The 20,661-nt window shown below is 66.8% G+C and carries 17 protein-coding genes; all 17 read left to right on the forward strand.

The window, feature by feature from the left end:
* A complete protein-coding gene (locus C6W55_RS10135) occupies nucleotides 1–849 on the forward strand; it encodes a thiazole synthase (protein ID WP_286892556.1) in 849 nt (282 codons plus the stop codon).
* Nucleotides 846–1,994, forward strand: a complete 1,149-nt coding sequence (gene thiO / locus C6W55_RS10140) for a glycine oxidase ThiO (RefSeq protein ID WP_286892557.1) — start codon at nucleotides 846–848, stop codon at nucleotides 1,992–1,994. The genes C6W55_RS10135 and thiO overlap by 4 nt, the downstream gene beginning before the upstream one ends.
* Entirely contained in the window at nucleotides 1,994–2,848 is an 855-nt protein-coding gene (gene thiD / locus C6W55_RS10145) for a bifunctional hydroxymethylpyrimidine kinase/phosphomethylpyrimidine kinase (RefSeq protein ID WP_286892599.1), read from the forward strand. Before thiO ends, thiD begins: the two co-directional genes overlap by 1 nt.
* A 123-nt stretch (nucleotides 2,849–2,971) precedes the next feature.
* Entirely contained in the window at nucleotides 2,972–7,213 is a 4,242-nt protein-coding gene (locus C6W55_RS10150; RefSeq protein WP_286892558.1) for a WIAG-tail domain, read from the forward strand.
* Between the two features lie 1,626 nt (nucleotides 7,214–8,839).
* On the forward strand, nucleotides 8,840–9,667 hold the full coding sequence (locus C6W55_RS10155; protein ID WP_286892559.1) for a glycosyltransferase family 2 protein: 828 nt from the start codon (nucleotides 8,840–8,842) through the stop codon (nucleotides 9,665–9,667).
* A gap of 6 nt (nucleotides 9,668–9,673) precedes the next feature.
* Nucleotides 9,674–10,612: a glycosyltransferase family 2 protein gene (locus C6W55_RS10160; RefSeq protein WP_286892560.1), complete on the forward strand. Its 939-nt coding sequence runs from the start codon at nucleotides 9,674–9,676 to the stop codon at nucleotides 10,610–10,612.
* Nucleotides 10,597–11,349, forward strand: a complete 753-nt coding sequence (locus tag C6W55_RS10165; protein WP_286892561.1) for a glycosyltransferase family 2 protein — start codon at nucleotides 10,597–10,599, stop codon at nucleotides 11,347–11,349. The genes C6W55_RS10160 and C6W55_RS10165 overlap by 16 nt, the downstream gene beginning before the upstream one ends.
* Before the next feature lie 25 nt (nucleotides 11,350–11,374).
* Nucleotides 11,375–12,097: a sugar phosphate nucleotidyltransferase gene (locus C6W55_RS10170; protein ID WP_015254078.1), complete on the forward strand. Its 723-nt coding sequence runs from the start codon at nucleotides 11,375–11,377 to the stop codon at nucleotides 12,095–12,097.
* Nucleotides 12,094–13,227, forward strand: a complete 1,134-nt coding sequence (locus C6W55_RS10175) for a GT-D fold domain-containing protein (protein ID WP_286892562.1) — start codon at nucleotides 12,094–12,096, stop codon at nucleotides 13,225–13,227. Before C6W55_RS10170 ends, C6W55_RS10175 begins: the two co-directional genes overlap by 4 nt.
* Nucleotides 13,228–13,288: 61 nt before the next feature.
* Nucleotides 13,289–14,791 carry a glycosyltransferase family 2 protein gene (locus C6W55_RS10180; RefSeq protein ID WP_286892563.1) on the forward strand — a complete coding sequence of 501 codons (1,503 nt, stop codon included), beginning with the start codon at nucleotides 13,289–13,291 and terminating at the stop codon, nucleotides 14,789–14,791.
* Nucleotides 14,792–14,866: 75 nt separating this feature from the next.
* On the forward strand, nucleotides 14,867–15,154 hold the full coding sequence (locus C6W55_RS10185) for a nucleoside-diphosphate sugar epimerase (RefSeq protein WP_286892564.1): 288 nt from the start codon (nucleotides 14,867–14,869) through the stop codon (nucleotides 15,152–15,154).
* A 19-nt stretch (nucleotides 15,155–15,173) separates the two neighbouring features.
* Complete coding sequence (locus C6W55_RS10190; protein WP_286892565.1) at nucleotides 15,174–15,506, forward strand: alpha-helical endospore appendage domain-containing protein; 333 nt, start codon at nucleotides 15,174–15,176, stop codon at nucleotides 15,504–15,506.
* A 2-nt stretch (nucleotides 15,507–15,508) separates the two neighbouring features.
* Nucleotides 15,509–15,913: a hypothetical protein gene (locus C6W55_RS10195; RefSeq protein ID WP_286892566.1), complete on the forward strand. Its 405-nt coding sequence runs from the start codon at nucleotides 15,509–15,511 to the stop codon at nucleotides 15,911–15,913.
* A 49-nt stretch (nucleotides 15,914–15,962) separates the two neighbouring features.
* The gene (locus tag C6W55_RS10200; protein WP_286892567.1) at nucleotides 15,963–16,283 is read left to right on the forward strand and encodes a hypothetical protein; all 321 of its coding nucleotides are present in this window, start codon (nucleotides 15,963–15,965) and stop codon (nucleotides 16,281–16,283) included.
* Between the two features lie 246 nt (nucleotides 16,284–16,529).
* On the forward strand, nucleotides 16,530–17,672 hold the full coding sequence (locus C6W55_RS10205; protein WP_286892568.1) for a CgeB family protein: 1,143 nt from the start codon (nucleotides 16,530–16,532) through the stop codon (nucleotides 17,670–17,672).
* Nucleotides 17,673–17,745: 73 nt separating this feature from the next.
* Entirely contained in the window at nucleotides 17,746–18,876 is a 1,131-nt protein-coding gene (locus C6W55_RS10210) for a CgeB family protein (protein WP_015254086.1), read from the forward strand.
* Between the two features lie 126 nt (nucleotides 18,877–19,002).
* Nucleotides 19,003–20,595, forward strand: coding sequence for a glycosyltransferase family 4 protein (locus tag C6W55_RS10215; RefSeq protein ID WP_286892600.1), 1,593 nt, complete (start codon nucleotides 19,003–19,005; stop codon nucleotides 20,593–20,595).
* Nucleotides 20,596–20,661 lie beyond the last annotated feature (66 nt).

A 20,661-nucleotide genomic window follows, 5' to 3' on the forward strand; every position in this document is an offset into this window, starting at 1 on the left:
ATGCACGAGGCGTTTTATCGCGTTCCGCCGCTCGTCATCGGCGGCCGGACGCTGCGGTCGCGGCTGTTTCTCGGCACGGGGCGGTTCCCGAGTCCGGCGGTCATGCTCCAGGCGCTGGAGGCGAGCGGGGCGGAAGTCGTCACCTTCGCCGTCCGCAGGGTCAATCTGGACGAAACCGCCGACGACTCGGTGCTGCAGCATCTGGAAGGACGGGATCTCATTTATCTGCCGAACACGTCGGGCGCATCGAGCGCCGCCGAAGCGGTGCGCATCGCGAAGCTGGCCCGCGCCGCCGGGCTCGGCGATTGGGTCAAGGTCGAGATCAGCGCCGATCCGCGCACGCTGCTGCCGGATCCGGTCGAGACGCTGAAAGCAACCGCGATGCTGGCGGAAGCGGGATTTACCGTGCTGCCCTATACGTCCGACGATCCGGTGCTGTGCCGGCGCCTCGCGGAGGCCGGTGCGGCCGCCGTCATGCCCGGCGGATCGCCGATCGGCACCGGGCTCGGCATTCTGAATCCGTACAATCTGCGCCTGATCGCGGAAGAGGCGAACGTGCCGGTCATCGTCGACGCCGGCCTAGGCTCGGCTGCTGACGCTGCGCAGGCGATCGAGCTCGGCGCCTCCGGCATCCTTGTGAACACGCCGGTCGCGAAGGCGCTCGACCCGGTCGCGATGGCCCGCGCGATGGCGCTCGCCGTCGAGGCCGGCGCGCTCTCCCGCGCGGCCGGGCGCATTCCGAAGCGGCTCTATGCGACGGCAAGCAGCGATCCGGACGGCGTGCTCGAGCCGCTGGCGGACCTCGCGGCCGAACAGGCCGCGGCCGGCCGGCGGGTGACCGGCGGATGAGCGGGCGGGTCGTCATCCTCGGCGGCGGCATCATCGGCCTGTCGGCAGCGTTCGCGGCGGCCGCAAGGGGCTTCGGCGTCACCGTCGTCGAAGCCGGAAGACCCGGCGGACAGGCGTCCGGCGCGGCCGCCGGCATGCTGGCGCCATATACCGAAAATCCCGACGGGCCGGACCCGTTCTTCGCGCTCTGCCTCAAGAGTCTGCGGATGTATCCCGACTGGGCGGCCGAGATCGAAGAAGCGTCCGGGCGGAAGATCGAGCTGCGGCGAAGCGGCAGCCTCGCCGTCGCGTTGGGCGAAGCGGACGTGCTGCCGCTGACCGCGCGGATGGCGTGGCAGAATCGGTACGGCGCCCGCGCCGAACTCGTCGGTTCGTCCGAATTGCGGCAGCTTGAGCCGCAGCTCGCGCCGGACATCGAGACGGCGCTCTACATCCCGGAGGAGGGCCATGTGTACGCGCCGGCGCTCGTCGAGGCGCTCGAGAGCGCCTGCCGCCGCCGGGGCGTCGCCATCGCCGCGGAGGCCGGCCGGACCGTGCGGCTGAACCTGGGCGCGGACGGGGTCGAAATCGGGACGGAGCGGGCCGGAACGTTCACCGGAGACGTGCTCGTCGTCTGCACGGGCGCCTGGACCGGGCTGTTCGAACGGGAGCTCGGCCTGCCGCTGCCCGTCCATCCGATCCGCGGGCAAATCTGCGCCTATCCGATGCCGGCCGGGCTCATCCGGCGCATTGTCGTCTCGCCGCAGGCGTACTGGACGGCCAAAAACAACGGCACGCTCGTCTGCGGCGCATCGGAAGATGTCGCCGGATTCGACACTTCCGTCACGGAACGCGGCATTGCCCGGCTCGTCCGCTGGGGGCCGAAGGTGTTCCCGATCCTGAAGGATCTTGAGCCCGTGCACCGGTGGGCGGGCCTGCGCCCGGGCACGCTGGACGGCCGGCCGCTGATCGGCCGTCTGGGGCATGCGCCGCGCGTCGTGATCGCGGCCGGCCATTACCGCAACGGCATTCTGCTGGCGCCCGTGACGGGCGCGGCCGTCGCCGCGCTGCTCACCGGCGAAGCGCCGCCCGTGCCGCTGGACGCGTTCGATCCGCTCCGGTTCACGGCGGTGCGGCAGATCGAGTTCGGAGGGATGAGGGCATGATGCAGAACGCGAAACGGCATTCCTTGCCGCGCGCGCTGACGATCGCCGGCTCCGATTCCGGCGGCGGCGCGGGCATTCAGGCCGATCTGAAGACGATGCAGGAGCTCGGCGTATTCGGCATGAGCGCCGTAACGGCCGTTACGGCGCAGAACAGCCTCGGCGTGCAGGCGGTCTGCCCGCTGCCGCCGGAGGTCGCGGCGGCGCAGATCGATTCGGTGCTCGGCGACATCGGCGCCGACGCGGTCAAAACCGGCATGCTGCACGATGCGGCCGTCATCGAGGCGGTGGCGGACGCGCTGGAGCGCCGTCCGGTTCCGAGTCTGATCGTCGACCCGGTCATGATCGCGAAGAGCGGCGACCGACTGCTCAAGGCGGACGCGGTTGACGCCCTCAAGCGGCGGCTGCTGCCGATGGCCGAGCTCATCACGCCCAACATTCCCGAAGCTTGCGCGCTGCTTGGCATCGGGGAGGGCGAGATCCGCACGGAACGGGACATGATCGAAGCGGCGCGGGAACTGCTCGCGCTCGGCATCCGCAACGCGCTGCTGAAAGGCGGCCATCTGCCCGCCGCCGGCGGCACGTGCGTCGACGTGCTCTGCGGCGCGGATGCAGCCGATCCGGTCATCATCCGCGCGCCGCGCGTCGAGACGCGGCATACGCACGGCACCGGCTGCACGCTGTCGGCCGCGATCGCGGCTTTCCGGGCACGGGGCGCGCCGCTCGCCCACGCGGTCCGATCCGCGCGGCGGTTCCTCGGCGAGGCCATCGCGCATGCCGTCCCGACCGGCGGCGGCATCGGTTCCCTGTGGCATGCGGCGCATCGGCTGAAGCCCCCTGTTGCGGCTGAAAGGTGACATCGGCGGCGGGAAGGCGCTTTCGTTCCGACCGGTACTTTTTCCTCCCGCAACCGTTGAACCTGCCCATAGACGTTTGCATATGATGCAGATGACTCTATGGTGGCAAAGAAGGAGTGGCCCATGGCGAAAAAACGGAGGGGAAGACCGGTCAGAGCGCGAAGACCGCTCTTTTATGTCGATGATCCGAATCGTTCCGAACTGACCTGGCTCGACGAACAGCCGGCGGAACGGCCGAAGGCGCCGGAAGTCAAGCAGGCCGAGGTGCTCGGAACCGTCGTGAAAGAGGCGGAGACGGCGTCCGTTCAGGCCGTCGAGGAGGCGATCCGGGAAGCGGAGCAGGAAACGATCCGCGAGACGGAAGCGGTTGAAGCGCTTGCGAAGGCCGAGGCGGAAAGGGAAGCGAAGCTGGAGAGCATTGAGGAGAAACGTTCGCCGCTCAAGCCCGAGCCGATCATTTTTACGGACGATCTGGCGGACGAGTCGGTGACGCGCGAGAAGCTTGCCCCCGGCGCGGTCGACACCGTCCGGATCCAGCCGGGCGCGGTCGTGACGCATACGATCGGCGACTACGCGGTGGAGAGCATCAAAATTGCGGACGGGGCCGTCACGTCGGCCAAACTGGCGCCCGAATCGGTGACCGGCGAGCATCTGGCGCCGAATTCGGTCTCCGGGGACAAACTGCTCGATCGGTCGATCGGCGGGGAGAAGCTGCGCGACGGGAGCATAACGCCGGACAAACTGGCGGACCGCTCGATCAGCGGCGACAAGATTGCGGCCGGTTCGATCGAAGCGAAGCATTTGCAGCCGAACATTCTGACGAGCGAGATGATCGCCGACCATGCCGTCGCGACGGATAAACTGCGCAGCGGCGCCGTTACCCGCGACAAGCTGGCGAATGAGGCGGTCGACACATCCAAACTCGCCGAAGCGTCCGTCACGACCTCGAAGCTGCGGGACGGCGCGGTGACCGGCCCCAAAATCAAGGAAGGTGCGATCGAGGGCGTCCATCTGAAAGAAGGGATCCTGCTTGCGCATCACGTGTCGCTGGGGGCCATCCAGGGAAAGCATCTCGCTCCGGGCGCCGTCGAAGCCGTCCATCTCGCCGAATCGGCGGTCGCAAGCCGCGCGCTCGCGCCGGAAAGCGTAAAGACGGAACACTTGGCGTCCGGAGCGGTCCAGTCCGAACAAATCGCCGCAGCAGCGGTCCGCGGCGAACACGTCGCCCGCGGTGAGATCGGCACGGAACAGTTGGCGGACCAGTCGGTGACGGCCGCCAAGCTGGCCGACGGATCGGTCGGCACGATCAAGCTGGTCGATCACGCCGTCACCGCATCCAAACTGGCCGACCAGAGTGTCAATGCGACGAAGCTGGCGGACGATTCGGTTCATCTGCGCCATATGGCGCGCCATTCCGTCAATGCGGACAAATTGGCCGACCGTTCGGTTCACTCGCGCCATCTGACGGATCTCAGCATCGAGGCGCGGCACGTGCAGCAGAACGCGATCGGCACCGCGCATCTGCAGGATGAAGCGGTGACAAGCGACAAGCTGGCGGCGTTCGCCGTGCAGGAAGACCATATCGGCCCGGGCGCCGTCGGCATGACGCAGCTGGCGGACGGCGCGGTCGGGAACACGAAGCTGGCCGAGGGCAGCGTCCGTTCGGCGAACATCGCGTCCGGCGCCGTCAGGACGGAGCATCTGGCGGACGACGCGGTGACATTCGACAAGCTGGCGCCGGGGGCGCTGCGCACATTCCATTTCACCGAAGGGGCCGTGACGGAGGAGGCGATCGCGCCGGGAGCCGTCACGTCCGAGCGAATCCGGGCGAAGGCGATCGGTGCGGCGCATCTGCTGGAAGGAGCGGTCGAGACCCGGCACCTGGCGGAAGACGGCGTAACCGCGGAGAAACTGGCTTCCGGCGCCGTGCATGACCGCCATATCCGGCCGGGGGCGGTGAAGCCGCACCATCTGGAGGACCATGCGGTCACTTCGTTGAAACTGTCGCCGGAGAGCGTGTCGACTGACAAGCTGGCGGATCAGGCCGTGACGGCCGCGAAGCTGGCGGACGGCGCGGTGACGCAGGAAAAGCTGGCTCCGGGATCCGTCGGTCCGGATCAGCTGGCCGGACGGATCATTGCGGCGGAGCATCTCGCGCCCGGATCCGTCGGAAGCGATCATCTGCAGCCGGGAGCCGTCGGCGGCGCGCATATCGCGCAGGGTGCCATTACCACCGAGCATCTGGCCGTGCGGTCAATCGGCGGCAAACTGCTGGCCGACGGGGCGGTCGGATCGAAGCATCTGGCCGGCGAGGCGATCCGGAGCCGGCATCTGGCGGACGGCGCGGTGCTGGGCATTCACATCGCCGGCGAAGCGGTGCGGGAGCTGCATCTGGCGGACGGCGCGGTCACGTCCGGCAAAATCGCCGCCGGCGCCGTGACATCCGGCCATCTGGCGCCCGGTTCGGTCGGCGCGGAGCAGCTGCAGCCGGAGACGGTGGACGGCGCGCACATCCGGCCGGGAGCGGTGGCGCAGCATCATCTGGCGCCGGGATCGGTCGGAAGCCGGGAGCTGCAGGAATCCGCCGTCGGGTCCGAGCATCTGGCGCCCGGTTCGGTCGGCCCGGAGCATCTGGCGGAGTCCGCCGTGACGTCGGCTGCGCTCGCCCAGGGTGCGGTCCGGACGGAGCACCTGGCGTTGGAATCGGTCGGCAGCAAGCAGCTGAAGGCGGAAGCGATCCAGGGTTACCACATCCGCCGCGGCTCGATCACGCTGGCGCATGTGGCCGAGAATCTGCTGCAGCCGGATCGTCTGGAAGACGGCTCGGTGTCCGGGCGGAAGCTCGCGCCCGGCTCGGTGACCGGGGACCGGCTGGCGCCGGGAAGCGTCGGCGGCGCCGCCATCGCCGACGGCGGCGTATTCGCGGCGCATCTGGCGGACGGCGCGGTGACGGCGGAGAAAATCGCATCCGGCGCCGTCGCAAGCATTCATCTCGCGCCGCGGTCGATCGGATCGGAGCATCTCGGCGAAGCGGCCGTAACCGGTGAAAAAATCGCGCGCGGTTCGGTCACCGCGGACCATCTGGCGGCGGATTCGGTGGGCGGCCGTCAGCTTCAGGCCGGCGCGGTCGGCGGCGAACATCTGGCGGACGGAGCGGTGACAACGGACAAAATCGCTTTCGGCGCCGTCGATGGCGATCGTCTCGCGCCGCAGTCGGTCGGCACGGAGCATCTCATCGAAGCGTCCGTGACGGGAAGCAAAATCGCCGGCGGATCGGTGACGGCCGACCATCTGGCGGCGGACGCCGTGGGGAGCGGGCAGCTTCAGGCCGGCGCGGTGGGCAGCGTGCACCTGGCGGCGGATGCGGTGGGCGGAAGGCAGCTCCAGGCCGGCGCCGTCGGCAACGAGCATCTGGCGGACGGCGCGGTGACGGCGGAGAAAATCGCGCCCGGTTCCGTCGCGGGCATTCATCTTGCGCCGCTGTCCATCGGTTCGGAGCATCTCGGCGAAGCGTCCGTCACGGGCGGCAAGATCGCGCGCGGTTCGGTGGGCGCCGCGCATCTGGCGTCGGATGCGGTGGGGGGCGAGCAGCTCCAGGCCGGCGCGGTGGGCAGCGTGCATCTGGCGCCGGACGCGGTGGGCGCCAAGCAGCTCCAGGCCGGCGCCGTGGGCGGCAGGCACCTGCAGGCCGGCGCGGTGGGCGCCGACCATCTGGCGGCGGATGCCGTGGGCAGCAGGCATCTGCAGGCCGGCGCGGTGCGGGCCGGGCATCTCGCGGCCGGTTCGGTGGGCGGTGCGCAGCTGCAAGCCGGCGCCGTCAGCGCCGTCCATCTGGCGGACGGCGCGGTTACGGCCGCGAAGCTGGCGAGCGGCGTCATCGAAGCGCTGGCGGAAGCCGCGCGCGCGGCGGCCGCGCTGGCTCCGGGCGGCGGGTCGTCGGCATCCGCCGACGGCGCAACGGGTGTGATCGACGGCTTCCGGATTGCCGAGGGCGCGGTGGACGGCCGGCACATCGCGGTTGAAGCGATTAGCGACCGCCATGTCCGGGACTACAGCCTGCCGGCGTCGAAAATGGCGTTCAATCCGGTCGCGGCGCCGGAAGGCGGAGGCGCGGTGCTGCAGCAGTTCGGACTGACGCCGTTCGCGTTCACCGGGCTGGAGGAGCAGATCGAAGTCGCCCTGCCGTTCGACGAGACGTACGCCGACGATCAGTATGCGCTCACAGTGACGGCGGATCAGCCGGGCGTCATCGCATCGATCAAGGAAAAATTCGCCGAGTACGCGGTGGTTACGGTGAGCCGGCTGCGGATCGGACCGGCGCCGAACGGGATGTTGAACTGGATTGCGGTTGGGTATCGGTTTTGACGAGCATTTTGGCGGCATTTCTACGGTATTCACTGGAACAGTGATATGGGGGATGCCGCTTTTTTTCTATTTACAGCTGTAGCTTTTCAAAGGCAGATGGGATAGTTGTAAAGGTTTGGATACCGAATCACTAATCATAAACATCACTGTACTTTCGTGCTGGTATGCAGATGGGGACTTGTTTGCTATCAAATTAGATGCTCCGTAATTCCTACGGAAATTAGGATTTCAAACGATCCTGAATTATGTTGTCAAGTGAGATGCGAAACCGGTGTAACAAATTTTTATACTTCACAGAAAATCTCCCCTCAAAAGTAGTCCTGATAATTGTTTCAGGTGTCTACTATGAGGGGAGTTTACAAGTGTGTTTTACTTTAGAATAGATTAATCATTGCGACTTAGATAGACTTTATGACCCAACTGTAAAATTAGTTGTCCAAGTGAAGTAATCTCCAGTTCCGCTGAATGTAAAGGATGCCCAACCAAGGTTTATTGTTACCCTATCCATAAATGAAGGCAGCCAGGAATGTGCGTATGCAGAGCCGAATACTTCAGTTTGTCCATATCTCGAATTCGGAATTCTTACTTCTTTCTCAAATTGTTCTAATAGCCTTTTTAGACAAAATCAATATACATACTATATTTAGGTAATTTATCCACCATTTATTATCTTTGTTATTAATAAGTGTGCCAAGCGGTGATAAGTTAAAATGACAAAAAAAATATCTATTTCATTATTTGCATTTTTATTCCTCATTTTACTAACATCCGCTTTTCTTGTGAAAGGTTTTCTCTTGAAAGAGTCTGAAGTTACTGCTGAACTGGCTGAAGTAATAAACATTGATCGAGATCAATCAACGATTGTGATTAGAAATGTAAGTGGGCAAGAGACATTGGTGAATGTCAAAGTAAAGGACATTGATAATTTTCAGTTAAATTCTTTTTATTGGATTGAATATAAATCTTTTTTGAGAGGCATGCCCAAATTGATCTCCTATAAACTTATAAAGTTCGATGGTTAATGCAATTCCTGTTCCCCTATTCGTTTGTCCTCACAACCAGTTGAGGCATGCACAGTTTAGAGTTTTATGGCAACTGATGTTCAGCAAAACGGTCGCGATTGATAATCAACCTTATCCCCATACGCCGCTGCGTCATGCCGATCGTCATGCCGGAAATGTCGGTCGAATGGACAATAGGCGGCGTTTTTGCTTTCTCTCCTTTATCCTGCCTCGCGGTAAAATTGTCTTTCAGCTAGCATCTCAATTTTTCTGATCGTATGAATTTATGAAATCTGCACCACATTTATCGAGTACATTTTTGTGTTATTTTGTCGTGTCGTTATACGGGTGCGGGTGTCCCGCCCACGAGTCATTTGCCGTTGCGCGCTCGTCTCCGGTACATACAATGGGATGGAAAAGTTCGGCCAATGCCGATCTTCCGGGGGTGATGGCTGTGCGGACATCCAGGAGGGCGCGGCGGACCGGGGGCCGGCGGCAGGCAGCATCCCGCAGGCCGCGGTCAGGCCGAAGCGCGGCGCCGCTCAGGCCGCCGTATGGACGGGCGGCGGGAAGCCGAAGCCGCACCGGCGGCAAGCGGCGGGGCATCCCCGCTCGGCGGGGCGCCGTGCGCATCGAAGCGGGACAAGCGCCCACGGCGGCCGCCGATCCGATGGCATTCCGGATGGAAGACAGCACTGCTGCTGCCGGGACTGCCGCAGACGCCAGGCCGCTCGTGTCGGTGATCATTCCCGTCATGAACGAAGTCCGCACGATTGCGGCGGCCGTGCGGGAAGCGCGCGGCGTCCATCCCCGCACCGAGGTGATCGCCGTCGTGAACGGCTCGACGGACGGGTCCGCGGCCGCCGCCGGACAGGCCGGCGCCCGGGTGATCGCGTTCCCCGAGCCGCTGGGCCACGACGTCGGACGCGCGGTCGGCGCGCGCGCCGCGCGCGGCGACATCCTCCTCTTCATCGACGGCGACATGGTCATTCGAAGGGACGTGCTTGCGGCGTTCGTCGCGGCGGTCGAGGCGGGCGCGGACGTCGCGCTGAACGATTATCACGGGCCGACCGGCAAGAGCCGCGTCCACGGGGTCGTGCTGGCGAAGCACGCGCTGAACGCAGCGCTCGGGCGCGCCGATCTCGGCGGAGCGTCGATGACGGCCGTGCCCCATGCGATCAGCCGCCGGGCGCTGGAGGCCATCGGCGCGGACGCGCTGGCGGTGCCGCCGCTCGCCCAGGCGAAGGCCGCCGCCGCCGGCCTGAACATCCGCCTCGCCCGCCGCGTGCCGGTCGGGCGGCTCAATCCGCCCCGCCGGGCGCGGGAGCGAAGCCGGCCGCTCGCGCCGCTGATCGTGGGCGACCATCTCGAAGCGATCGCCTGGCTGTCCGAGCGGATGGATCCGCGGGGCGGATTCAGCGACGGGGATCGCAGGCGGAACAAAGTGAGGTGAGAGCCGTTGAGAAGCAGGCGCAAGGCAGGAACGAAGCAACGCGCGCATGCGGCGCGCAGGCGGCGGACGCTGGCGCCGCGCCGCCGCGCGGGGCGGCCCGGCTCCGTACGGCGCCGGAGAGTGCAGCGCGGCAAGGCGGTCCGCCGGCAGCTGCGCCGGCACGCCGCTCGGCCGCCCGAAGCCGGCGCAGGCCGGCTGGCCGTCATCATAACGGCCTGCAACGAAGCCGCGACGATCGGCGGCGTCATCCGCGAGGCGCAGGCGCTGCATCCGGATGAGCTGATCGTCGTGCTGAACGGCTGCACGGACGGCAGCCTGGCCGTCGTCCGCGCGATTCCCGGCGTGACGATTCTCCATTATCCGGAGCCCCTCGGTCACGATGTCGGCCGGGCGGCCGGCGCCGCCGCGGCGGACGCGGACGTCCTGCTCTTCCTGGACGGGGACCTTGCGATTCCCGCGCGGCAGCTCAGGCCTTTCGTCGACGCCGTCCGGCGCGGGGCGGACGTGGCGCTGAACGGGCTGGGCCGGCAGCTCGGCCCGTTCAGCCGGTGGGACGATGTGACGCGGCTGAAGGCTTTCCTGAACCGCGCGCTCGGCCGGCCGGATCTGGGCGCGGCTTCGATGACCGCGGTGCCGCATGCGCTGAGCCGCCGCGCCGTCGAGCGGCTCGGTCCGGCGGCGCTCGCCGTGCCGCCGAAGGCGCAGGCGCTCGCGCTCGCCTCCGGCCTGAACGTGCGGATCGGCGGCTCCGTCGATGTCATCACCCGCAACCGGCTTCGCGAAGCGAACACGGGCAAGGCCAATCCGGTGTCGCGCATGATCATCGGCGACCACATCGAGGCGCTGCGGGCGGTCATGGACAAGACCGGGTCCCGCCTTGCGCATCCCGACGCTTCGCGGCGCCGCGATGCGGCGAAGGGGGAATCGCTGTGCGATACGGCCTGACCAGCATTGTGATTCCGAGCGTGAACGGTCTGATGCTGCTGCGCCGCTGCGTCGCGTCGATCCGGCGCCATACGGATCCGGAGAAGACGCCTTACGAGATCATCGTCGTCGATGACGGGTCGGCCGACGCCACGGCGGAATGGTGCGCGGACGAGCGGCTGCCGTTCGTCCGGCTGCCGGTGAACGCCGGTTTCCCGCGGGCGTGCAACAAGGGGCTCCGCATGGCGTCCGGCGATCAGCTGCTGCTGTTCAACAACGACGCGATGGCGACGCCCCGCTGGCTCGAAAATCTGCTCGACGCGCTCCACAGTTCGGACGAGATCGGCGCGGTCGGGCCGGTCTCCAATTACGTCGGCGGCCGCCAGCGGGTCGACCTTGCGTTCGACGGTCCGGACGAGTTCATGCGGATCGCCGAACGGATGAACGTGCCGGACCCGGCGAAATGGGAGCCGGCGCTCCGGCTCGTGGGTTTCTGTCTGCTGTTCAAGCGGGCGGTGTACGAGCGGGTCGGCGGTTTGGACGAACGATTTTCGCCCGGACACTATGAGGACGACGATTACTGCTTCCGGATCCGCATGCTCGGATACGGGCTGCGCATCTGCCGGGACACGCTCGTCTATCACGAAGGAAGCGCCAGCTTCCGGCTTGGCGGAGAAGCGGCGCAGCAGGCGCTCATCGCCCGCAACCGGGCGTTGTTTCTGGGCAAATGGCAGGCGGACCCGGCATGGTTCCACTGACCGCGAAGCTCGAGGGGGGAACGGCTTGAAGGCAGTGCTGTTGGCCGGGGGCACCGGAACGCGTCTCCGGCCGCTGACGAATCTGTACAACAAACATATGCTGCCCGTCGGCGACAGGCCGATGATCGGCCACGCGATCGCCAAGGTGAAGGAAGCCGGCATTACGGATGTCGTCCTGGTGACGGGCAGGGAGGCCGCCGGCTCGTTCATCGCCTATCTGGGCAGCGGGCGCGAAGAGGGACTGTCGATCACGTACCGGATCCAGGAGGAAGCGGGCGGCATCGCGGAGGCGCTGGCGCAGGCCGAATCCGCCGTGGATCCGGACGACAAGATCGTCGTGCTGCTCGGCGACAATCTGTTCGAGGAATCGCTGAAGCCCCATGCCGAGGCGTTCGCCGCCCAGCCGGACGGCGCGATGGTGCTGCTCAAGCGGGTGAGCGATCCGAGGCGGTACGGCGTGCCGGTCTTTGACGAGTCGGGCCGCATCGTCCGGATCGAGGAGAAGCCGGAGCAGGCGGCGACGAATCAGTGCGTGACGGGGATTTATTTCTATCATGCGGACGTGTTCGGGATCATCCGGCAGCTCAAACCGTCCCGGCGCGGCGAGCTGGAGATTACGGACGTGAACAACGTGTATGCCGCCGCGGGTAAATTGACCCACCGGACGCTCAAGGGCTGGTGGACGGATGCGGGCACGTTCGATTCTTTGTATGAAGCGGCAAACCGGGTACGGAGGGGTCGGCGATGAACGGAGTGGTGTTGCCGGAAGCGTCTGCGGTGCCGGAAGCCCGCCCGGTGCGCCGGGTTCGCGGCCCGCGGCGGAAAGCGCGGGGAACGGGCGTCGTCCGCGTCCGGAGGCGGAAGCGGACGGCCGGCGCGCTCCGCAGGCGCGGTGCGGCGGCCGGAGCGGCGGTTGGCAGGCGGAAGGGCGGACGCCGGCGCTACCGAATCGGCGGGAAGCGGCCGGCCGTCCTGCAGCGGCGCCGGCTTCCGGCGGGGACCGAAGGGACGGAAGCCGGCCGGGAGCGCACGGAAGCGGGCCGGTCCGCCGCCTCGATCGAGGAAGCGCTGGAACGGGGCCGCTACGAAGGCGGCGAGCTGCTGTTGGAGCAGGCGGTGCCCGCGGGCTTCACGCTCGGCGATCTGACGCTGCAGGACGTGATCGCGGCGGGCGTCGACGCCCTGCGGCCGCGTCTGCTGCCGCTGATTGATGCGGCCGGGGTCTTCCATGAATTCGAAGCCGCGCTCGCGGAGGGGCGGCCGCTCTCGGTCGTCCGGCTCGGCGACGGGGAGCTGCTGGCGCTCTCGCACGACAGGGTCTATGAAGCGGCGGTGGTCCGGCGCGAAGCCCCGTTCCTCGCCGGCGCGGGGATGGCCGTGCCCGATCACGCGGCGCGGGACCGGCTGGCGGCCGCGGTGCGGCAGGCGTCGATCGTCGGCGTGCCGCTGTCGCGCCGGCGCCACTACGGCCCGCTGCTCGGCCCGGCGCTGGCCGGAAACGGAATCGACATCCGGTCGCTCCGGCTGACGGAGTCGACGATCAATTACAGTCTGTATCAGACCGGGCTGCTCGCGCGGCTCATGCAGGGCAGGCGCCTGTTGGTCATCGGCAACGCGGCGCCGGGGACGGCGGCTCGGCTGGCGGCCGCGGGCTATGCGGTGACAGGCGTCATTTCGCCGGTCCGCGGATTCGCGGACATCGACCGGGTGATCGGTGAAGCGGCCGCCGCGCGGGACAGCTATGATCTGGCGCTTGTCGCCGCGGGCATTCCGGCCGTCGTCATCGCCGCTGCGCTGGCGGCGGAGTTCGGCAAGGCGGCGCTCGATTTCGGCCACCTCGCGGATCATATCGCCGCCCGGCCGCCCGGTGAAATCTAGCGGCCCGCCCGCTTGAGGCGGCGCGTGCGGCTGGTCCGCGATAACCGGAAGGGGTGAGAACATGAGAGCACTCGGTGTAGCGGCGCGGATGCGCGGGCGCCGCCGCCGGCCGGGCAAGGCGCGTCCCGGGCGTGCCAGGAAGGCGGCCGGACCGGCCCGGAGGTTCGGAAGGGCAGGCGCAGGTGCAAGCGCGGTCCGCGGTGCCGGCGCGAGCCGGCGGGCCGAAGCGATCCGGCCGCGCCCGCTGCGCGGAGAAGAACGGAGCGCCTACGAGGCGGGCCGGGAAGCCGGATACCGCGAAGGCTTCGAAACCGGACTGCACGGTTTCGGCCGCCTGTTCGAAGGGACCAGCATCATCATTCCGACGCTGAATCAGCTGGAATATCTGCGGATGTGCGTGGACAGCATTTTCCGGCATACGGATCTTCCCTATGAAGTCATTGTGGTGGACAACGGTTCCACGGACGGGACGGCGGATTATCTCGAGGCGATGCGCGGCCGTGTCCGGTACCGGCTGCTCGATCGCAATTATGGGTTCGCGGGCGCGGTGAACCGCGGACTCATGATGGCGAAAGGGCAGACGATCGTGGTGCTCAACAACGACACGCTGGTGACCGAGCGGTGGCTTGACAATCTGCTCGCCTGCCTCGCGAGCGACGACCGGATCGGGCTGGTCGGACCGGTGACGAACTATATCGGCGGCGAGCAGCGAATCGAGGTGCCGTATCGCAATCTGACAGAAATGCAGGCGTTCGCGGCGGCGCATAACCGCTCCAACCCGGCGCTGTGGCAGGACGTCGAGCGGATCACCGGGTTCTGTCTCGCGTTCCGGCGGGAGTTGTGGGAGCGGACCGGTTATTTTGATGAAGGATACACGGTCGGCAATTACGAGGACGACGACTATAACATCCGTGTCAAGCTGCTGGGCTTCCGCCTGGTGGTCGCCCGCGACACGTTCATTCACCATTTCGGCAGCGTCAGCATCAAGGCGCTCGGACCGGCGCTCGAAGCCGTGAACGAGCACAACGCGGCGTATTACGGCGAGAAATGGGGACACGATCCGCACGGATTGGTCGGAAGGGTGCGCGACTGGGTCCGGGCGCGGCAACCGGGAGGCGTGGAGAACGGATTCCCCGCCGCGTTCAGCGAAGCGGATTTCTATCCGCGCCATGTGGCGGTGCGTGCCTTAAGCGGCACGGTTTACTGGCTCGCTCAGGGCGAGCGCCGGCCGGTGGAAGGGGAACTCCATATTCCCGTGGTCCGGCTGACGATGGTCGATCTGATGCGCTGGCCGATCGGCTCGCCGATCGCCGCCGCGGATGCGGAGCGGCTCTGGCACGGCGGCACGTCCGGCGAAGGTCAGGCGGGCGCGATGCTCATCCGCATGCCGGACGGTTCGCTGCAGCATCTGGAGGAAGGCGTCCGCCGTCCGATTGCGTCGCGGCTGGCCGCGGAAAGCTGGGGATTGGCGGCGAAACCGGCCGTTCCGCTGACGGAAGCGCTGGCGGCGGCGCCGGAAGGGCTGCCGATCATCGCGCCGGTGCACACGGAGCAGCGGTTGTGACTGCAAGTGGCAGCGGGCTGATTTTCGCATATGCTGTAACGGATACGGCGGGACACAGGGAGGCTGAGCGGTGTCATGCAGCATTTGCTGGACGAACTGATCCACCATCTGTCCGAGGCGCACCGCCAGGCGGCGCGCGTACTGGAAGCCGAGCGGCATGTCGCGGTGCGGATGGCGCAGATCATCCATGCGATGCCGGACCAGCAACCGGATCTCGGCGCGTTCGACGGGCTGATGGAGCATTCCCAGGCGATCGGCAAAAATATCGTCGCCTATCTGAACAACATCGCCGATCTGCAGGATTCGATGGCCGAGCATCTCGCCGCCGTCATGAAAGAACTGGACGGAGCTTCCGAAGAATGAGCGGGAGGATGGACGCAAGGTGAGCCGGGAGCAAGCGTATATGCGCATGTTGAATGCCGCCGCGAACATCGAATGGAACGTCGCCATGATTCTCGAAGCCAAAGCCGTCGAAGCGGAAAAAATGCGGAACTGGCTGATCAACCACGTCACGTCCGACGCTTTCGCCGATCATGAGAGCCAGGTCAAGCAGCCGATTGGCGTGCATGAGCATGTGCTGGAGACGATAGAAGGGCTGACGAAGCTGAACCGCGGCCTGACGGGCGTCCTCAAGGCGGTGCTCGGCGGGAACGAGGACGATGGCGGCAATTTCGGCGGGTTGTTCGACGGCAAAATTGATTTCGAGGATCGATAGCGATGCCGCGGCTGAACCGGGAGCGTGAAGCGAAGCTGGCGCTCCTCGAAGCGCTGGCGTCGAGCCAGCGGGCCGTCGCGCGCATGCTGGACAGCACGGCTGACCTGAACGCGCGCTTTCCGGGAGGGAAGCCGGAAGATGTCGCGGCGATGCTGGCGCGGCTGGCCGGACTCCAGCTGCGCATGTGCGAATCGCTGCTTGGCGTGAAGCTGCGGCGCGTCATGCAGGGCCGGCCGGCCGGTCCGTGGCTTTCGGACGAGCGGCTTCGGATGGATGGCGGGCAAGGCGAGGCGCCGGGCGGCGCGCCGGCGCGCATGGCTTGCCTGCAGGTGAATGCGCCTGCCGGCAAAGCCCGTTCAAGGGAGATGCGGCGGGGCGGCGGGCCTGTCGGTCAGGCGTCGGAATAAGCGGCATCTGGATGCGAACAGCAGGTTGAACGGACGGGAGGGAGCCGGTATGATCAGGCGAAGAAGCAGGCGGCGGCGCTCCGGGACGGGCCGCCGGCGCGTACGGACCGGAGGAACGGCTCGGCGGCGGCTGCGCCGCAAGACGGGAGCGGCCGGCAGACCGAACCGGACGGTGCGGCGCAGGCGCGCGGTCCGGCGCATCCGCGGCCGGCAGGCGGGCCGGGCTTCCCGGCGCCTTCGCAGGCGGACGGAACGCGGATCGGCGGCTTACCGCAGGGGCTACAACGAGGCGTACAATGAAGGGTACAATGCCGGGTTTGCGCAAGGGTTCGAGGACGGACATCAGCTTGCGTACGAAAGCCAGCCGTAGCGGGCTTATCGTGTGCGCACGCAATAGAAATCCGTTGGAGACGAAACGTTCGGTTTCGTTCCAGCGGATTTTTTTTGCGCCCGGGACAGGCAGAAGCCTGTTTTTGCGGCGGGCGGACAAGTGACCATGTGCGTGTGGCCGGCCCGGCATATATTACCCAGGACGGCACAAGAAGGCGCAAGCCGCACAAGGCCGGCGCCTTTCGCTTCATTTGCAGCCGAATCTGCGGAGAAGGCGGTGAGCCGCATGCAACAACGGCCATTGAGCCGCAAACGCAGCACGCCGCGCGTCCGAACGGCCCGGCGCAGCGCGTATCAGGCGGGCAGGCGGGACGGCTGGCGGGAAGGGTGGTCGATCGGCTGGCGGGAAGGCGCCGCGGCGGCGGCGGCCGCTGTCTTCCCGCCCGCAGCGCCCGAGCGTCTGCCGATCCGGGTGCTCTATGTGCCGCAAGGGTTCGAGTCGATCGACGACGGCATGATCGGCGCGCTGCAGCTTCATGCGGCGGAGCTGCATGTCGCCGATCCGACCCGGATGGCGGAGATGGCGGCGCTCATCCGGCCCGATCTGGTGCTCGTGCTAAACGGCTTGCACGTGTTTCCGGATGACCATCTGGAGCAGGTGGACCGGATTCGGGAAATGGGCATCCGGACGGCCGTCTGGTTCGCGGACGATCCCTATGTGACGGAGCAGACGGTGGCGATCGCGCCGCACTATGACGTCGTCGTGACGCATGAGCGGTCGACGGTGGAACTGTACCGGTCGCTCGGCTGCCCCGAAGTCCATCATCTGGCGTTCGCCGCCGATATCGAACGGTTCCGTCCGGTGACGCCGCCCGCCGCCTACCGGTGCGACGTCTGCTTCATCGGCCAGGCGTTCTGGAACCGGGTCGAGACGTTCGACGCGATCGCGGAGGAGCTGGCGGACCTCAATGTGTTCATCGCCGGCGGCCTGTGGGAGCGGCTCAAGTCTTACGGGCTGCTGAAACGCGCGATTCGGCCGGGCTGGCTGCCGGTTGACGAGTCGGTGCTCTATTACAACGGGGCGAAAATCGTCATCAACCTGCACCGCACGGCGGAGCCCGGCTCCGACAACGCGAATGCGAGCGGACTGCCCGGGCTGTCGGTCAACCCGCGCACGTTCGAGATTGCCGCCTGCGGCGCCTTCCAGCTCACGGACCGGCGCGAAGATCTCGAGACATATTACCGGCCCGGGCTTGAACTCGAGACGTTCGACAGCCCTGCCGAACTGGCCGTGAAGATCCGGCACTATCTGAAACACGACGACGAGCGGCGCCGGATCGCCGTGCGCGGGCTCGCCCGGACGCTGCGCGAGCATACGTACACGGTCCGCGCGGGCAGCCTGCTGCGGCTGCTCGGTTACGGCGGTTGATCGTGCGGCGGATGATCGTGCAGCTGAAGATCTTGCGGCAAGGACGCGGAATCTGCGAGAGGACAAAGGGGTGATGCGTGTGACCGCCGCTGCAAGAAAACGTTCCGTCCGGAACAGGGCGTACGCCGGCCGCTATGCCGCCGGCAGGCGCGACGGCTGGCGCGACGGCTGGCGGGACGGGTATTGGATGGGACTGTGCGAGCGGACCGTCCGCGCCGCCGAGGCGCCGCTGCCGGTGCGGGACGTTCATGTCATGTATGTGTCGACGGGCAAAGGGTTTCCCTATTCGCCGATCGACGAGGCGATCGCGGGAAGCCTGGAGCAGCTGGTGACGCGGCTGACCGTCGTCGAGCGGAAGGAAGAGGCGCCTTCCGCGGCCGCGGCCGTCCGTCCGGATGCGGTGCTGTTCCTTGACGGCCTGCATGTCCCGCCGGACATCCCGGACCGGATCCGGGAGCTCGGCATCCGGACGGTCATCTGGTTCACGGATGATCCGTACTATACCGACATTACCGCTTCGCTGGCGCTTCATTACGACGACGTGTTCACGCTGGAGGCGAACTGCGTCGAATTCTACCGCGCCGCCGGGTGTCAGCGCGTCTGGCATTTGCCGCTGGGCTTTTATCCCGGTCATTTCCGACCGCAGAATGCGCCGGCCGGCGTCCGATGCGACATCGCGTTCGTCGGATCGGGGTACTGGAACCGGGTGGCGTTCTTCGACCAGCTGCTGCCGTACCTCAAGGGCCGGGATCTCAGGATCATCGGCTACTGGTGGGAGCGGCTGCGCGACTACCGGCAGTTCGCTTCGCGTATTGAGGGGCGCTGGATGACGCCGCAGGAGACGGCGCTGGTTTACGGCGGGGCAAAAATCGTCATCAACATGCACCGGGAGCCCGACGACGGCACGTTCAACAGCAACAGCGTTGGATTGGGCGCGGTGTCGCCGAATCCGCGCACGTTCGAGATCGCGGCCTGCGCGTCGCTGCAGCTGACGGACGTCCGCAGCGAGTTGGCCGCTTATTACGTGCCCGGGCGGGAGATCGAGACGTACGCCTCGCCGGAAGAGCTGGCGGCGAAGATCGATCATTATCTCGTGCATGAGGATGAACGGCGGGCGATTGCGCTGAACGGATTGTACCGGACGATGCGCGATCATTCGTACGCCCGCAGGCTGGATGCGATGCTTGGGGCATTGTTCGGATGACCATCGGACGGCGCGCAAGATGTGCATCCGGCGCCGGGCCAAATGCCGGGCCGTGTTGTCCGCCTTCCCCATATGGTGTAGTACACGCAAAGGAGGTGCCGGGCTTTCAGGCGCCCGAACGATGTGATGAATGCATGGCGCAAACCGCGGCTCGTTGTATTCGCCCATCTGTGCAACCCCGACTTCGTCACCGGAGCGGAGAAACTGACCGCCTTCATGCTGCGTGAACTGGCGGCTTACTACGACTGCATCCTGGCGGTGCCGGGTGAAGGACGGATCGCGGCGGATGCGCGAGCGGCCGGCTTCCGGACCGTCGTGCTGCCGCTTCCCCTCGCCGTTTCCTTCTATCTCGGCCTGCCCCATTGGCAACAGGAAGTGCTGGGCGGGATGGCCGACGAACCGTTCCGGCAGCTCGTGCGCTGGCTGGCGACGGAAGAGCCGGCGGCCGTCGTCACAGCCACCTGCGTCCATCCGCTGCCGGCCATAGCCGCCCGCGCGCTCGGTATTCCGGTCGTCTGGGCCGTAATGGAGACGATGCAGGAGACGGCGCACACGGCGCACATTGCCGCCTTCATGGGCGGGCATGCCGACCGGATCATCGGGATCTCCGAATCGGTGCTCGCGCCGTTCAAGCTGGCGGACACCCAGGCGAAGTCGGCGTTGCTGCCGCCGTCGTGGGATGAGCGGGAGCTTCGGCCGGAGGAATGGCCGCTGAACCGCGAAAGCATGCGCCGGATGCTCGGCGTAGGCGACGGGCAGCCGCTCGTCGGATTCATCGCCTCATCCATCTATGCGAACAAAGGCTTCCATCATTTCATGGAAGCGACGCTGACTGCGGCCGCCCGCCATCCGGAGGCCCGGTTCCTGATCGTCGGCAATCCGGTCGACCAGCCGTATTTCGATGCCGGGCTCGGGATGGCGCGGGAGGCCGGCGTGATCGACCGCTACCGGTGGATCCGGTACGAGTCGCGGATCGAGCGGATTTACCCGGCGCTCGACGCGCTCGTGGTGCCGAGCGTGGCGGCCGAAGGGTTCGGCCTGACCGCCCTCGAGGGGATGATGTTCGGCAAACCCGTCATTTCGTACGCCTCCGGCGGGCTGGCGGAGATCCACGCCGCCACGGGCAATACGGAGCGGGCGGTGCCGCCCGGCGATGCGGGCGCGCTGGCTGCCGCGCTGATCGGGCTGCTCGATCATCCCGACCAGATGGCCGGGATCGGGGCGCGCAGCCGCGAGGCGGCGATCGCCGCCTACGGCATCGACGCGTACCGGGCGAGGCTGCAGGCGTTCCTCGCCGCGTTCCGTCCCGAGTCGATGCCGCGCGCCGTCTTGATCCGCGGCAGCGGGCCCGCGATCTATCTGCGCCAGGGGATCGCGCTGCGCCGGTTCGCGTCGAGGGCGGCGTTCCTCGCCGCCGGGCACCGGTTCGAGGAAGTCCGGCAGGTGCCGGACGAGGTGATCGCGGCGCTGCCGCACGGTCCGGCCATCGGGGACGGCGCGTCCCGCGGCGGAAGGCGCCGCCGCCGGCGCGCGGGGCGCGGGAGGAGACGGCTGCGGAGCCGCAGGGCGAGGCGGCTTGCGCGCCGCGGCAGGCGCGCCGCCGTTCGCAGGACGGCTTCGCGGCGCGCCGCTGCGGCAAGGCGCGGACGGCATCGGCGTGCGACAGGCAGCAGAGGGCGGACGGCCAGGAGGACCCGCAGCCTCGCTCGGCGCCACTAACGGCATGGTGTGCCGTTAATCAGCCAGATCGTGCCATGCGGGCGGGCAATAACGGCATCGGATGCC

This window comes from Thermobacillus sp., assembly GCF_003390775.1.
Classification (GTDB): Bacteria; Bacillota; Bacilli; order Paenibacillales; family Paenibacillaceae; genus Thermobacillus; species Thermobacillus xylanilyticus.